The following is a 13962-nucleotide window of genomic DNA, read 5'->3' as shown; positions in this document are numbered from 1 at the left end:
TGCGGGCACGCCGAACGATAGTGCCGCGCCGTCACAGTGGTCCAGTCCAATCCCGGGATCCGGAAAGGCCGCTGGACTGCTGCGGCGATAGAATGCCCAGCATGGGAGAGCGCCCGGGCGCACCCACCGCGCCGCCCCTCGTCCTGGTCACCGACACCGGGTCGCTGCTGATCGACCCGGCCCTGGCCTACCACCTCGGCCGCGACCCGACCAGCGAGGTCGTCCTGGACGACCCCCGGGTCTCCTGGCACCACGCCGTGCTGCGGGCCACCGACGGGCACTGGCTGCTGGAGGACGCCGGCAGCACCAACGGCACCTACGACCAGGGCCGCCGGGTCGACCGCGAGGACATCGGCCCCGGCACCCGGCTGCGCTTCGGCGACCCGGCCGACGGCCCGTCCGCGACCTTCGCCGGCCTGCCCCGCCCCGACCCCGGCGAACGGCCCTCCCTGCTCGCCCCGCAGGCCTCCGGCACCTTCCGCAGCCCCAGCTCGGTGCTCCAGCTGCCCGGCCGCACGGTCCGGATCGGCCGCTCGCACGACAACGACCTGGTCCTGGACGACCTCGTGGTCTCCCGCCACCACGCCGAACTGCGCGAACTGCCCGGCGGCGGCCACGAGATCGTCGACCTGGACAGCCACAACGGCACCTACCACAACGGCCGCCCGGTGCAGCGGGCAGCGGTCGGCCCGGCCGACATCGTCGGCATCGGCCACTCCGCGCTCTGCCTCGCCGACGACCACCTGGTCGAGTACACCGACACCGGCGAGATCTCCCTGGACGTGCGGCACCTGGTGGTCCGGGTCGGGTCCGACCACCGGGTGCTGCTGGACGACGTGAGCTTCCCGCTCGCCGAGAAGGCGCTGCTGGCGGTGGCCGGCCCGAGCGGCGCCGGCAAGTCCACCCTGCTCAACGCACTCACCGGGCTGCGCCCCGCCGACGAGGGCACCGTGCTGTACGACGGGCGCGACCTCTACCGCGACTACGCCGAACTGCGCCGCCGGATCGGCCTGGTGCCGCAGGACGACATCCTGCACACCCAGCTCACCGTCCGCCGCGCGCTCGGCTACGCCGCCGAGCTGCGCTTCCCCGGCGACACCGCGAAGCACGAGCGGGAGGCCCGGGTCGTCGAGGTGGTCCACGAGCTGGGTCTGGCCGGCCGGGCCGACCAGGTGATCGGCAGCCTCTCCGGAGGCCAGCGCAAGCGGGTCAGCGTCGCGCTGGAGCTGCTCACCAAGCCCTCGCTGCTGTTCCTCGACGAGCCGACCTCCGGTCTGGATCCGGGCATGGAGCGCTCGGTGATGCACATGCTGCGCGGGCTGGCCGACGACGGCCGGACGGTGGTCGTGGTGACGCACAGCGTGCTGAGCCTGAACGTGTGCGACCGCCTGCTGGTGCTCGCCCCCGGCGGCCGGACGGCCTACTACGGCCCGCCGGGCGAGGCACTGGCGTTCTTCGGCTTCGCGGAGTGGCCGGAGGCCTTCGAGGCCTTCGAGAACGAGGACCACGAGGCCTGGCAGCGCCGCTTCCGCACCTCCCCGCAGTACGAGCGGTACGTCGCCGCCGAGGCGGTGTCCCTGACTCCGGCCGCGGCACCGGGAGCGCCGGGGGCAGCGGGGCCGGCAGCGGAGCCGGCGCGGGCACCGGTGGCCGGGCGGGACCCGATCGGCTGGGAGAAGCCGCAGGGCTGGTTCTCCCAGCTGGGCACCCTGGTACGCCGGTACACCGCGGTGCTCGCCGCCGACCGGCTGTTCCTGACCATCATGGTGGTGCTGCCCTTCGTGATCGGCCTGATGTGCCGGGTGATGGCCGGCTCCCGGCTCACCCCGGACAACGCCGTGAACTGCCTGCTCACGCTGTGCATCGGCGGCCTGCTGACCGGCGCCGCCAACTCGGTGCGCGAGGTGGTCAAGGAGCGGGCGATCTACCGCCGGGAACGCGTGGTCGGACTGTCCAGATCCGCGTACCTGGTCTCCAAGGTGGTGGTGCTCGGCACGGTCACGGCCGCCCAGGCCGTCGTGCTGACCGTGGTCGGCCTGGCCGGGGTGGACCTCTCCTGGGCGGTGCCGACCGGGGTGGTGATGCCGCAGCTGCCCGAACTGATCATCGCGGTCGCGCTGCTGGCGTTCTCGGCGATGATGCTCGGCCTGGTGGTCTCGGCGATCGTGGACAAGGAGGAGGCCACCATGCCGCTGCTGGTGCTCCTCTCGGTGGTGCAGATCGTCTTCAGCGGCCTGATGCTCAAGCTGCACGGCGTGCCCGGGCTGGAGCAGTTCGCCTGGCTGATCCCGTCCCGCTGGGGCATGGCCGCGATGGCCCGCACCGTCGAGCTGCACGGCATCTTCCCGAGCTCGATCACCGCCGACCCGATGTTCCGCCACGAGCGCGCCGGCTGGCTGCTCGACATCGCGGTGCTGCCCGGCCTCGCGGTCGCGTACGGGCTGCTGGTGCTGGCCCTGCTGCGGCGGCACGAGCCCGCGATCATGCGGCGCTGAGTCCCGAACAGCGGCCCCGGGCCCCGGCCGACCAGCGCCGGTACAGTGGGAAGCGACCTGTGGTGCGAGTCCCATCGCTATGACCGCGCGCAGCCGCGGGCTCGCGCGGCGGAGGAAATGTAGCCGCCCATGGACGAGTTCGCGTTCCGCCCCACCCACGTCGCCCCACCGGCCGGGATGGCCACCTGGGCGGCCCCGGACCCGGCCCGGCCCGCCACCCGGCTGGACGCGCTGCTGCCGGTGCGGGTGGTCGCCCGGCAGGGCGACTGGGCGCAGATCCTCTGCTCCAACGGCTGGACGGCCTGGGTCGACGGCCGCCTGCTGGTCGCCCTCCCGGAGCCGCCGCCCACCGCCGGGGGCCCGCCCACCCGGACGGCGGACCCGCGCCCGGCGCTCGTGGAGGCCGAGGCCGCGGTGGCCCGCTACCGCGCCCTGCTGGAGGACCTCGCGGCGGGCGCCCTGGACCTGGAGGCCTTCCGGGAGCGGACCCGTGGCCTGCGGATCGGCCTGGTCGTCGACGCCGAGGCTCTCTGGGTGTTCGACGCGGTGCGCGACCGCTGGTGCTACTGCGACGGGCTCCAGCTCCAGACGTACGCGGCCACCGACCGGCCGGTGCCCGGGCCGTCGCCCACACCGCCCTCCGCCCCCGCCGCCCCGCCGGGGCCCGCGCCCGGTCCGTACGCCCCCACCCGGCCGGGCGCGCCGTGACCCCGGCCGAACGACCTCCCGAACGCCCCCTCGACCGGCCGGCCGCCCAACCCGCGGCCCAGCCGGCCGAACGGGTGCCCGAAGACCGCCCCGACCGCCCCGGCCATGCCGACCAGCCGGACCACCCCGACCGGCTCGACCACCCCGACCGGCCGCCCGCACCCGGCCTGCCGGCCGGCATGGTCGGGCGCCGGATCGCGGGCTACCAGCTGGAGCGCGAGATCGGCCGCGGCGGCATGGCCGTGGTGTACCGGGCCAAGGACCTGCGGCTCGGCCGGACCGTCGCGGTCAAACTGCTCGCCCCCGAACTGGCCCGCAACGAGGTGTTCCGGCAGCGCTTCATGCACGAGTCCGAGGCCGCCGCCGCGATCGACCACCCGCACATCATCCCGGTGTTCGAGGCCGGCGAGCACGACGGCATCCTGTTCATCGCGATGCGCTACGTCGAGGGCGGCGACCTGCGCGGGCTGATGAACCGGGGAGGCCCGTTCTCCGCCGAGCGGACCGCCCGACTGGCCCTGCAGATCGCCTCCGCGCTCGACGCCGCGCACGACCACGACCTGGTCCACCGGGACGTCAAGCCCGGCAACGTGCTGGTCGCCGCCGGGACGGACAGCGAGCACCCCGAGCACCTGTACCTGGCGGACTTCGGCCTCACCAAGAAGTCCCTCTCGCTGAGCGGCCTGACCAGCGTCGGCCAGATCGTCGGAACGCTGGACTACGCCGCGCCCGAGCAGATCTCCGGCAGGCCGCTGGACGGGCGCTGCGACCAGTACGGCCTCGGCTGCGTGGTCTTCGAGATGCTCGCGGGCTCCCCGCCGTTCCGCCGGGAGAGCGACGTGGCACTGCTCTGGGCGCACCTCAACGACCCGCCGCCCACCTTGCGCGACCACCGCCCCGACCTGCCCGCCGCCGTCGAGGCGGTGGTCGCCCGGGCGCTCGCCAAGGCCCCCCAGGACCGCTACGCCAGCTGCCTGCAGTTCGTCGCCGAGCTGCGCGCGGCCACCGCCGTCGTGCCCGGCCACGGCGCCGCACCAAGGGCGTGGAGCGGGAGCGGGAACGGGCCGCCGACCCGGGTCGTCCAGGCGGTCGTCCCCGGCCTCGCCGCGGCGGCCGTCGTGCCCGAGCCGCCCGCGTGGGCCGCCCCGGTCGTCCACCCGCCGCCGTGGTGAGCGCCGTACCGTCCACCGCCCCCCCGGAAGCCGAACCCCAGGAAGCCGACCGCCATGAACGCCGTGAGCCAGGTCTTCGCCGTGATCGCCGCCGCGGTCCACCTCCTCGCGTGGCCGCTGGAGAGCTTCCTGTACGGCCACCCGCGGGTGCGCTTCCTGCTCACCGGCAGCACGGCGGACGCGCCGGAGGTCCGACTGTGGCGCTTCAACGTCGGCTTCTACAACCTGTTCCTGGCGCTCGGCCTGGTCGCCGGACTGGTCCTGCTGCACACCGGGCACGCCGCCTCCGGCCGCGCCGTGATCAGCTACGTCGCCGCGTTCATGGTCGCCGGCGGGGTCACCCTCTTCGCCTCGGAGCCGAAGGTCTGGCGCGGCGCCCTCGCCCAGGCGCTGCCGGCGGCGGCGATCCTCATCGCCGAGGCGTTCTGAGCGCGCACCGCCCGGCAGCCGTCAGCCCGCCCCGGGCACTTCCTTGCCGCCGGGCACTTCACCACCCGAGACCTCGCCGCCGGGGACATCGCCGCTGGAGACCTCGCCCCGGCGGCCGGTGCGGGCGGCCAGCAGGGCGCCCAGCGCGCCGGTCAGCAGGCCCCAGCCCGCCGCCAGCGGGACGGCCGTCCACAGCACCGGGCGCAGGGTGAGGCTGCCGCCACCGAGGCCGGCCAGCGGGTTGGCCCCGCCGAGGAGCGAGCCGATCAGGTCGCCGAGGCCGCCCTGGCCGACGCCGACGCCGAGCACCGACAGCCCGTAGTCGGCGTCCGCCCTGGTCCAGAGCCCGACCAGCAGCACCGCCACCGCGCCGGCCAGGGCGAACCGGACGGCGTGCTGCCAGAGCCGGACGGTGCGCGGCGAGCGGTACGCGGCGAGGAAGCCGGCCGCGAGCAGCAGCACGGCGGCCAGCGGCAGCAGCCACCAGCTGCGCGCGTCCTGGTCGGCGAGGGTGCCCAGGCTGATGGTGGCCTGCTGCCCGTCCGGCGCCCGCAGCACCTCGGCGAGCGGCCTGGGCACCGGCAGGCCGAGCGCGCCGCTGAGCCGCCCGTGCCACTGCGCGCCGAGCCCGACGCCGAAGGCCAGCCAGACCAGGTCGGGCAGGGCGAGCAGCAGCACGGCCAGGGTCTGCCGGGCGTTGCCGTGCACGATCGCGGTCAGCACCCCGGCCGCCAGCCCGATCACCAGGTACGCCAGCAGGACCAGCCAGAGCGCGAACGCGGCCGGGCGGACGGCCAGTTGGTAGGGCAGCAGAACGCGCGGCAGCGGCGCCCGCCGGGACACCGCGAAGGTGCCCGCGAGGACGACGAGCAGCCAGGCCAGCCCGATGCCGACCGTGCTCGGGGCATCCGCGTGGAAGCCGACCTCCGGGGTGAGCCCGAGCGCGCCGCCGATGGTCTGCGCCAGGTCGCCGCCGAGCGGGACGTCGAAGGTGTGCCGGGCGCCGAGGGTGAGCAGCGCGAGGGCGACCAGCCAGATCACCACCGTGCGGGCGATCCGGCCGAGCAGTTCGCCGCCGCCGGCCACCGCGCGGAAACGCAGCTGACGCAGGAACACCTCGGCCATCACCACCGCGCCGGCCAGCGAGACGGACAGCGGCATGGCGCTGATCCCGGCATCCACCGCGGCGAACTGCCCAGCCCCACCGTCGAGTTGGACGGATCCGCCGACGGCCAGCGCCACCGCCCCGGCCAGCACGGCCGGGAAGCCGCCGCCCGGGAGGTCGTCGGCGCCGGCCAGCCAGAGACCGAGCGCGGCCACCGCCGCCATGGCGGCGAACCCGGCCAGCACCACAGCCAGCGCGTCCAGCCAGCCGCGCAGGGCGCCGGGCGGGCCCGCGACCCGGGTGGTGGGCTGCTGCATGGCGCCTCCTCGGTGCGTCGGGCTTCGCGTTCCAGGGTGGCCGACAGCGGGCGGGCACGCTCGGCGACGGCCCCCGCACCTGCTGTTGCGGCAGGTGGGGAGCCGGGGGGAAATGAAGGCCAGTGGCAGGAGCTTCCCGGGTCGGCGCGTCCGTCGGCCGCCTGCGAAACGGAGCCTCGATGAGTTCCCAACCGCCGCCGTCCGGCCCGCCGAGCGAACCGCCCCACGGCCCCCCGTCCGGCCCGCTGGCCGGTCCCCCGTCGGGCGGCGGCCGGTTCGGGCCGCCGTCCGGGGCATCCGGCCCGTCCGGTCCGTCCGGCCCCCCGTCCGGGCCGCCTGGTCCGCCCGGCCCGCCCTCCGGGGACGGTCGGGGGCCGCACACGCCGTGGTGGCGCTCCGGGCGGGGGCTCGCGTTGGCCGCCGGCACGCTGGCGGTGGCCGCGGTGGCCACGGTGCTGATCGTGAACAGCCAGGGTGGTGGTCACCACGACACCCTGCCGGCCGCCAACGAGGTGGCCCTCCAGGCCCCGGCCGACCCGGGGCCGGACCCGTTCACCCCATCGGTGGAAACCCAGGGGGTGAGCGCCCCCGCCCCTGCCCAGGCGCCGCAGTCCGGGCAGGCGCCGCAGTCCGGGCAGGCAGCGCAGTCCGGGCCGGGCGGCCGGTCCACGGCCGCCTCCCCGGCGGTGATCCACAGCGTCGAGGGCAGCTCCGCCGGGCTGTACGGCGGGACGATGACCAAGCCCAGCTGCGACACCGAGCGTCTGATCGGGATGGTCTCCAGCGGGGACGCCGGCCGCGCCTGGGCCTCCGCCGCGGGCGTCCAGCAGTCCGACGTCCCGTCCTACCTGCGCTCGCTGACCTCGGCCTACCTGCGGGTGGACACCCGGGTCACCAACCACAACTACAAGAGCGGCGCCGTCGTCGAGTACCAGTCCGCGCTCCAGGCCGGCACCGCCGTCCTGGTGGACGCCCAGGGCGTGCCCCGGGTGCGCTGCTCCTGCGGCAACCCGCTGAAGCCGCCGGTGCTGGTGAGCGACGCCAAGTACACCGGGAAGGCATGGGCCGGCTTCCACCCGACCACGCTGGTCGTCGTGGTGCCCGCGCCGCAGCCGGTGACCGAGATCATCCTGGTGAACATCGAGACGGGCGGCTGGTTCTCCCGGCTGACCGGGCGGATCGACGTGGTCGACCGGAACGTCGGACCGCCCAAGGGGCCGCTGGCGCCCGGCATCCCGCCGCCGGGGAAGATGACGCCCACCACGCCGGCGGGCACGGCCTCGACGTCGCACTCGACCTCCGCCTCGACCTCCGCCTCGACCTCCGGGGCGACCTCCGGGTCCGGCTCGGCGACGACCTCGGGTTCGACCTCCTCGGGAGCGACGTCCTCGGGCGCCTCGACCGGGACGGGCTCCGCCTCGGCAACGTCGTCCACCTCCTCGGGCGCCCCGACCGGGACGACCAGGTCGACCGGCACCGCGTCCGCGTCCACCGGCTCCTCGACCGGCTCGTCCACGGGGTCGTCCACCCCCAAGACGCCGACCCAGACGCCGAGCACCAAGGCCCCGGCGACCACGGCCGGCTCCACCACGACGAACACCACCAACGGCACCACCACGACGACCACCGCGACGACCACCGAGCCCCCGAAGACCGCGACGGCCGGGAGCGCCACCCCCAGCTGATCCGCCCGACTCCCCGGCACCGCCCGCCGCCCATCCGCCGCCGGTGGCGGCGCACCTCAGGGCAGCAGCACCTCGGCGTCCTCGGGCCCCAGCACCCGGCCGCCGGCCACACGGACCTCCATCGCCTCGATCGGCGCGCCCGTCCCGCGTTCCACCAGCCGGGCGCGCGGCTCGCCCTCAGCGAAGAACCACTGGTCGCCCCACTGCCGCAGCGCCGTGATCACCGGGAAGAGGGCGCGCCCCTTCTCGGTCAGCACGTACTCCTGGTACGGGCTGCCGTCGGCGGCCGGCGCGAGCGCGAACACCCCGTTGGCGACCAGGTTGGCGAGGCGGGCCGAGAGGATGTTCCTGGCGAGGCCCAGGTTCTTCTGGAACTGGCCGAAGCGGCGCAGCCCGTCGAAGGCGTCGCGGACGATCAGCAGCGTCCAACCGTCGCCGACGACGTCGAGCGGGCGGGCGACCGGGCAGGTCGACTCCTCGTGCGTGGTGCGCTTCGGCACTTCTCCCACCTTCCACCGGTCGGCGCCCAGCCTATCGGCGAGTCGCGCGGTTGCTTATTGAAACCACATTATGCCAGGGTGGCGTGGTAGCACTTTGAAACCAGTCGGCCGCGCCCGCCACCAGGAAGACCCGCCCATGACCTCGCCCACCCGCGCCACCGCCGCCACCGCCGCCACCGCCGCCACCGCCGCCGCCGAAGCACCCTCACGTGGCCTGCGACCCGCCGCCGCCTGGCTCCTCTCCGTCGCCTGCGGCCTCGCCGTCGCCAACGTCTACTACTCACAGCCCCTGCTCGACCTCATCGCCGCGGACTACGGCATCGACCCGGCCACCATCGGCCTCGTCGGCACCCTCACCCAGACGGGCTACGCGCTCGGCCTGCTGCTGCTCGTCCCGCTCGGCGACCGCGTCAACCGCCGCACCCTCACGACCGCCCAGCTCGGGCTCTCCGTGCTCGCCCTCGCCGCCGTCGCGCTCGCCCCCTCCGCGTTGCTGATGCTCGCCGCGATGGCTGCCGTCGGCGTCCTCGCGGTGGTCGCCCAGGTCGTCGTCGCGTACGCGGCCTCGCTCGCCGCGCCCGCCGACCGGGGCCGGGTGGTCGGCACCGTCACCAGCGGCATCGTGGTCGGCATCCTGCTCGCCCGCACCGTCGCCGGCACCATCGGCGACCTGGCCGGCTGGCGCGCCGTCTACGTGGTGTCCGCCGTCGCCACCGGCGCGATGGCCCTCGCCGTCGCGGTCGTCCTCCCGGCCGAACGCCACCGACCGTCGGCGCAGACCGAGCAGACCGAGCAGACCTCGCAGACCTCGCAGACCGCACGGATCAGCTACCCCCGGCTGATCGGCTCGGTGTTCACACTCTTCGCCGAGGAGCCCGTGCTCCGCGCCCGGGCGGTCCTCGCGCTGCTCACCTTCACCTCCATCACCGTCCTGCTCACCCCGATGGTGCTCCCGCTCGCCGCCCCGCCGTTCAGCCTCAGTCACACCCAGATCGGGCTGTTCGGCCTGGCCGGCGCCGCCGGAGCCCTGGGCGCCGGCCACGCGGGCCGCCAGGCCGACCGCGGCCGGGCCGAACGTACCGCCGGCATCGGCCTGTTGGCCATGCTCGCCGCCTGGATCCCGGCGGCCCTGCTGCCGCACTCGGTGTGGTGGCTGGTGCTCGCCATGGTGGTGATCGACTACGGCCTGCAGTCCGTGCACGTGGTCAACCAGCACCTGCTGTACCAGGTCCGCCCCGAGGCGCAGAGCCGGCTCACCGCCGGGTACATGCTCCTCTACTCCGCCGGCTGCGCGGCGGGCGCGATCGGCTCCACCGTCGTCTACGAGCGCTGGGGCTGGACGGCCGTCTGCCTCCTCGGCGCGGCCACCAGCCTGGCCGCACTGCTCTACTGGCTTGCCAGGAAGCAGAATTGACGAAACCCCCGAACCGCTCCTCCCCCTGATCCGACGGCGCGTCACGAGGCGGGTATCGTCCCGGCCATGAAGGCAGTGTTACGCCGGGTGTGGTCCCTTCCGTTGGCGGGCGCGGTGGTCTCGCTGCTGGTGCTCTGCTGGAGCCTGTTCGCCGCGTCCGCGCAGTGGCGGGCCGCGAGCCGGATAGACGCCGCGCCGCTGCGGGTGGACGGGACGGTCAGCGCCGTGGCCCTGCGCAAGGGCGGCTGGCTCTACACCGTCACCTACCGGGTGGGGGATCGCGACTACCGCACGTCGGCGCTCGGCCTCAAACGGGTCGAGAAGCCGCACGTCGGGATGACCGTCCCCCTGGAGGCGGCGGCGGACGACCCGGCCACCGTCCGCGTGGCCGGTGACCACTACCCCAACGACGACATGCCCGCGACCTACGTGCTGGCCGCGGTGGGCGCCACGGCGGTCCTGCTGTGGCTGGTCGGCCTGCTCGTCCAGCGCGCCCGGGGCCGGACTCCCCTCCCGTGACGGCCGGTTCGGCCGCCGGGCCGGTTCGCCCGCCGCCTCGTGGGTGCGGCCGCGCGGCGCCCGCCGCCGCCCGTCAGTCCACGCAGGGGATGCCGCCGGCCTTGACGGCGGGGCCCTGCATGGGGAGGCCGGCGGCGGGGTCGGTGGTCGCGTCGCCCGGCCCGGTGGCGGCGGCGGAGGGGCTGGGGGTGCGGGTGACGGCGAGGGTGACGACGATGTGGCCGGGGGCGACGACGGCGGCCGCGGTGGCGGTGACGCCGTAGCGGGTGGCGAGCTGCTGGGCGTCGGCCTTGGCGCCGCTGCCGTAGGTGACGGTGGTGGCCCTGGTCCTGGCGGCGGCGTCGCCGATCTTCCCCGGCTGGTAGCCGAGTTCGGTGAGGGCCTTGGACTCGGTGGCGGCCGCGCCGGCGCCCGCGACGGCGTTGACGTCCACGACGGCCCTGGTCACGGTCGGGGAAGCCGCGGACGGCGAGGGGGTGGCGGTCTCGGCGGCCGTCTCGGTGGGCGCGGGGACGGCCTGGACGGGGGCCGGCTCGCGGTTGAACAGCTGCCGGACGATCTTCTTGATCAGCTCCGGGTTGACGGTGTTGACCTCCTGGCCGCCGACGGTCTTGAACCCGGTGATCGGCAGGGTGTTGAACTCGACGTTCCCGCCGGTGAGGTTGGGCGCCTGCTGGGCGAAGTCGAGGATGTTCCACTCGTTGTCGATGACGACGTCCTTCTTCACCACCCCGAACAGCTTCTGCATCTGCCCGAAGTCGTTGAGGATGCCCTGCTGCTTGAGCCGGTACTCGACGGAGGAGATGAACGCCTGCTGCCGGTGGGTGCGGTCGAGGTCGCCGTTGGCGAGGTGGTGGCGCTGGCGGACGAAGGAGAGGGCCTGGGCGGCGTTGAGGGAGCTGATGCCGGCGGGGAGCTTGAGGCCGGTTCCGCCGCCCTCGTGGGCGGCGGTACGGGCGATGATCGGATCGTCGACGGGGTGGTTGAGGCAGACCTGGATCGGCTCGACGGCCTTGGCGATGTCGTAGAAGCCGATCAGGTTGACCTCGGCGAAGTGGTCGATCGGGACGTCGAGGAAGCTCTGCACGGTCTGGATGGTGGCGGAGCGCCCGGCTTCGCGGCTCTGCCGTTCCAGGTCGGCCTTGGAGAGCCCCTTGCCGGCGAGTTTCTGCTCGGCGGCCACCTTGGCGATGCCGTAGGCCTCCTTGATCTTGTGCATCTTGCCGTCGGCGCCGGCGGTCTGCACGTAGTCGTCGCGCGGGACGGACAGCGCGGTGACCTTGCCGCCGTTGGCCGGGATGTGCAGGACGATCAGGGCGTTGGTGTTGTAGCCGCCGATCTCGCTCGACCCGGCGTGCAGTTCGTCCTCGACGAACTGCTTGGGCAGGTCGTTGCCGTCCATGTCCTTGCGGCTGTCGAGGCCGATCAGCAGCAGGTTGACGGACTTGTCGAGGTGGGGCGGGGCGTTCTTCTTGGCCTCGCTCAGCGCGGTGGACTTGGTCATGCCGTCGTCGAGGCTGCGGTACTCGTACCAGGTGAAGCCGCTGGCACCGAGGACGGCGACGGAGACGGTGCAGGCAAGGGTGCGCCCGGCGACGGTCAGCGGGGCGGTGCCGCGGCGCGGGGCGCGGCCGCGCGGGCGGAGGCGGGCGGCGCGATCAGCCACGACGGCTCCTTCCGGTCGGGGTGCCCGCACTGCGGGGCCGTCGGCGGTCGAGCGCGACGCGGACCGCGACGACCAGCAGCGCGACCCCCACCGCCGCCGCCATCACCGGGAACGCCCCCACCACCCACCGCAGCGCGCCGGTGCCGAGCTGCTTGCCCTGGTACGCGTCCCGGTTCGCCAGGTACTCGATGCCGGCGGCGCCGAGCAGCACCACGAGCGGGGCCGCGGTGACGACCCACCAGCGGCCGGCCCGGCTGCACAGCGCCGCCGCGGCGCCCGTCCCGCCGACCGCACCGACCGCGAAGAGCACGCCGACGCCGGGGCCGCCGAGTTCGTCCGCGACACCGCCGAGGACGGGCAGGCCGACGGCGGTGAGCAGCACCGTCAGCCGGCCTCCCCGGCGGGCCTGCGGCCGGCGGCGGGAGGCCGCGGTCCGTGGCGGGCGGGCGGCGGGTGGCGCGGCGGGCTCCGCCCGGTCGGCCGCGCGCGAGCGCTGCGCGGGCAGGGCGGGGTCCTCGGTGCGCGGTCCCGCGTCCTGGTACGGCGTTCTCGCCCGCTGCCCGGCCATGCGCACTTCCCTCGCTCGTTTCGGCTGCCGCGGCGCGTGCGCGCCGCCGTGCGTGCCGGGACGCGTTCCGTCCTGGTGGCGGTTCCCAACTTCTACAGTTCTGTAGAAGTTGGGCTGGAGCATACAAACCCATTTCAGCAAAGTCATCCGCCGTCCTTCGGCAGCGGCCGAGCGCCCGGTGGGCCGTCGTTAGGATGGTCATGATCCCCCGCCACGTCGGCACACCATCAGGAACGCGTCAGAGGAGCAGAGCGTCACCATGTTTGAGAGTCTGAAGAACCTCGCGGACAAGGCCACCGACCTCGCCCGCGAGCACAGCGACGTGCTCGGGCAGGGCCTGGACAAGGTCGGCGACGTGATCGACGACCGCACGGACGGCAAGTACAGCGGCCAGATCGACACCGGCGTCGAGAAGGCCAAGGGCTTCCTGCGCAACCTCGACGGCGAGCAGAAGCCGGCCGAGTAGCCTGCCACCGGGCACGGTCGCCGGCACGATCGGCAGTACGACGGTCGAACAAGGACACGGGCGCACGGGGAGGGGTCGGCAGCGATGAGCGAGGGGCAGCAGGGGTCGCGCTGGGGGCGCTGGCTGGTCGTCGGCGTACTCGTCGCGGCCGGGTGGGGCATCGTCCACGGCGGCGACCACCCCACCACGGCGTCGTCCGACGCCTCCCCGTCCGCGACCCCCTCCCCGGACGGTGCCGCGCCCTCCGCGTCCGCGTCCTCCCCGTCCGAGTCCGCCTCGACCGCGCCGTCGAAACCGTCGAAACCGTCCGGCCGCTACGACCCCGCCGACTACGCGGCCCCGGTGCGCCGGTACGCCGCCGAGGCCGGGGTCAACCCGCAGCTGCTGATGGCGATCCTCTACAACGAGTCCTACAAGCCGCACGACCCGGAGCTCGAACGGGCCTGGCAGCGCGGCAAGCCCGAAGCCTCGTTCGGCATCGCCAACATGCACCGCGCCGCCTTCGACGACACCAAACCCGGCCGCCCCTTCGCCGACCGCAAGTGGGAGGAGCTGCCGGACGACCGCGACCTGGCCGTCCAGGCCGCCGCCTGGCACCTGCACGACCTGGCCGGGCAGCTCCCGGCGCGGCCGAGCGCGCCGCTGAACCACGACGAGCTCCTCGCCCTCGGCTACAACGCCGGCGCGGGCAACATGCTGGCCTTCGCCCGCGGGGTCAAGGTGGGCTCCCAGGCGCAGTCCTACCTCGACCGGCTGCACGACAACTGGGCCAAGTCCGGCACGGCCGTCCAGTAGCGCGGGCGCCCCCCGGGGCGCCCCCGCCGGGGGTGAGCTGGCGCCGGGGCGGGCGGGGCCCGGCGCGCGGGGTGGGGAGGGCACACCTCGGGAAAACACTAACACAGAATATTATGTGGGTTT

General features: G+C 74.6%; 13 protein-coding genes. 9 read left to right on the top strand and 4 right to left on the bottom strand.

Annotated features, from left to right (window positions below):
• Positions 1 to 101 precede the first annotated feature (101 nt).
• The 4 genes from AB0P03_RS35110 to AB0P03_RS35095 all read left to right on the top strand — a co-directional run bounded on the left by AB0P03_RS35110 (position 102) and on the right by AB0P03_RS35095 (position 4804).
• Complete coding sequence (locus AB0P03_RS35110; protein ID WP_363582514.1) at positions 102 to 2495, top strand: ATP-binding cassette domain-containing protein; 2394 nt, start codon at positions 102 to 104, stop codon at positions 2493 to 2495.
• A 129-nt stretch (positions 2496 to 2624) separates the two neighbouring features.
• Positions 2625 to 3203: a hypothetical protein gene (locus tag AB0P03_RS35105; RefSeq protein WP_363632630.1), complete on the top strand. Its 579-nt coding sequence runs from the start codon at positions 2625 to 2627 to the stop codon at positions 3201 to 3203.
• Between the two features lie 179 nt (positions 3204 to 3382).
• Positions 3383 to 4375 carry a serine/threonine-protein kinase gene (locus AB0P03_RS35100; protein ID WP_363632658.1) on the top strand — a complete coding sequence of 331 codons (993 nt, stop codon included), beginning with the start codon at positions 3383 to 3385 and terminating at the stop codon, positions 4373 to 4375.
• 54 nt (positions 4376 to 4429) lie between these two features.
• Positions 4430 to 4804, top strand: a complete 375-nt coding sequence (locus AB0P03_RS35095) for a DUF1304 family protein (RefSeq protein ID WP_363617229.1) — start codon at positions 4430 to 4432, stop codon at positions 4802 to 4804.
• A 21-nt stretch (positions 4805 to 4825) separates the two neighbouring features.
• Here the strand turns inward: AB0P03_RS35095 and AB0P03_RS35090 are convergent, their stop codons facing one another.
• On the bottom strand, positions 4826 to 6226 hold the full coding sequence (locus tag AB0P03_RS35090; RefSeq protein WP_363632628.1) for a streptophobe family protein: 1401 nt from the start codon (positions 6224 to 6226) through the stop codon (positions 4826 to 4828).
• A gap of 413 nt (positions 6227 to 6639) precedes the next feature.
• On the opposite strand from AB0P03_RS35090, the gene AB0P03_RS35085 reads away from it, so the two are divergent.
• The gene (locus tag AB0P03_RS35085) at positions 6640 to 7911 is read left to right on the top strand and encodes a DUF6777 domain-containing protein (protein WP_363632626.1); all 1272 of its coding nucleotides are present in this window, start codon (positions 6640 to 6642) and stop codon (positions 7909 to 7911) included.
• Between the two features lie 56 nt (positions 7912 to 7967).
• Here AB0P03_RS35085 and AB0P03_RS35080 read toward each other — a convergent pair whose 3' ends face one another.
• Positions 7968 to 8411: a helix-turn-helix domain-containing protein gene (locus tag AB0P03_RS35080; protein WP_363582506.1), complete on the bottom strand. Its 444-nt coding sequence runs from the start codon at positions 8409 to 8411 to the stop codon at positions 7968 to 7970.
• Positions 8412 to 8547: 136 nt separating this feature from the next.
• On the opposite strand from AB0P03_RS35080, the gene AB0P03_RS35075 reads away from it, so the two are divergent.
• Both AB0P03_RS35075 and AB0P03_RS35070 read left to right on the top strand, forming a co-directional pair.
• Positions 8548 to 9825: an MFS transporter gene (locus AB0P03_RS35075; RefSeq protein ID WP_363632624.1), complete on the top strand. Its 1278-nt coding sequence runs from the start codon at positions 8548 to 8550 to the stop codon at positions 9823 to 9825.
• A gap of 66 nt (positions 9826 to 9891) precedes the next feature.
• Positions 9892 to 10344, top strand: a complete 453-nt coding sequence (locus AB0P03_RS35070; protein WP_363582502.1) for a hypothetical protein — start codon at positions 9892 to 9894, stop codon at positions 10342 to 10344.
• A gap of 73 nt (positions 10345 to 10417) precedes the next feature.
• On the opposite strand, the gene AB0P03_RS35065 is transcribed toward AB0P03_RS35070, so the two are convergent.
• Both AB0P03_RS35065 and AB0P03_RS35060 read right to left on the bottom strand, forming a co-directional pair.
• Positions 10418 to 12010 carry an LCP family protein gene (locus AB0P03_RS35065; RefSeq protein ID WP_363582500.1) on the bottom strand — a complete coding sequence of 531 codons (1593 nt, stop codon included), beginning with the start codon at positions 12008 to 12010 and terminating at the stop codon, positions 10418 to 10420.
• Positions 12003 to 12578 carry a DUF6542 domain-containing protein gene (locus tag AB0P03_RS35060; RefSeq protein ID WP_363582498.1) on the bottom strand — a complete coding sequence of 192 codons (576 nt, stop codon included), beginning with the start codon at positions 12576 to 12578 and terminating at the stop codon, positions 12003 to 12005. The genes AB0P03_RS35065 and AB0P03_RS35060 overlap by 8 nt, the downstream gene beginning before the upstream one ends.
• A gap of 259 nt (positions 12579 to 12837) precedes the next feature.
• Between AB0P03_RS35060 and AB0P03_RS35055 the strand changes: the two genes are divergently transcribed.
• Together AB0P03_RS35055 and AB0P03_RS35050 are read left to right on the top strand one after the other, a co-directional pair.
• On the top strand, positions 12838 to 13044 hold the full coding sequence (locus AB0P03_RS35055) for an antitoxin (protein ID WP_280680643.1): 207 nt from the start codon (positions 12838 to 12840) through the stop codon (positions 13042 to 13044).
• 84 nt (positions 13045 to 13128) lie between these two features.
• Entirely contained in the window at positions 13129 to 13839 is a 711-nt protein-coding gene (locus AB0P03_RS35050; protein ID WP_363632622.1) for a lytic transglycosylase domain-containing protein, read from the top strand.
• The last annotated feature ends 123 nt before the right edge of the window (positions 13840 to 13962 follow it).

This window comes from Kitasatospora sp. NPDC088779 (assembly GCF_040685395.1).
In the GTDB taxonomy this organism is placed as follows: domain Bacteria; phylum Actinomycetota; class Actinomycetes; order Streptomycetales; family Streptomycetaceae; genus Kitasatospora.
The sequence above is the reverse complement of the archived record's forward strand: the minus strand, read 5'-3'. Positions and strand labels throughout refer to the sequence as shown.

Excerpts from the sequence above, each read along its gene's own strand:
- AB0P03_RS35110 (WP_363582514.1), top strand. The coding sequence starts at position 102 with ATGGGAGAGCGCCCGGGCGCACCCACCGCGCCGCCCCTCGTCCTGGTC.
- AB0P03_RS35105 (WP_363632630.1), top strand. The coding sequence starts at position 2,625 with ATGGACGAGTTCGCGTTCCGCCCCACCCACGTCGCCCCACCGGCCGGG.
- AB0P03_RS35100 (WP_363632658.1), top strand. The coding sequence starts at position 3,383 with ATGGTCGGGCGCCGGATCGCGGGCTACCAGCTGGAGCGCGAGATCGGC.
- AB0P03_RS35095 (WP_363617229.1), top strand. The coding sequence starts at position 4,430 with ATGAACGCCGTGAGCCAGGTCTTCGCCGTGATCGCCGCCGCGGTCCAC.
- AB0P03_RS35090 (WP_363632628.1), bottom strand. The coding sequence starts at position 6,226 with ATGCAGCAGCCCACCACCCGGGTCGCGGGCCCGCCCGGCGCCCTGCGC.
- AB0P03_RS35075 (WP_363632624.1), top strand. The coding sequence starts at position 8,548 with ATGACCTCGCCCACCCGCGCCACCGCCGCCACCGCCGCCACCGCCGCC.
- AB0P03_RS35070 (WP_363582502.1), top strand. The coding sequence starts at position 9,892 with ATGAAGGCAGTGTTACGCCGGGTGTGGTCCCTTCCGTTGGCGGGCGCG.
- AB0P03_RS35060 (WP_363582498.1), bottom strand. The coding sequence starts at position 12,578 with ATGGCCGGGCAGCGGGCGAGAACGCCGTACCAGGACGCGGGACCGCGC.
- AB0P03_RS35055 (WP_280680643.1), top strand. The coding sequence starts at position 12,838 with ATGTTTGAGAGTCTGAAGAACCTCGCGGACAAGGCCACCGACCTCGCC.
- AB0P03_RS35050 (WP_363632622.1), top strand. The coding sequence starts at position 13,129 with ATGAGCGAGGGGCAGCAGGGGTCGCGCTGGGGGCGCTGGCTGGTCGTC.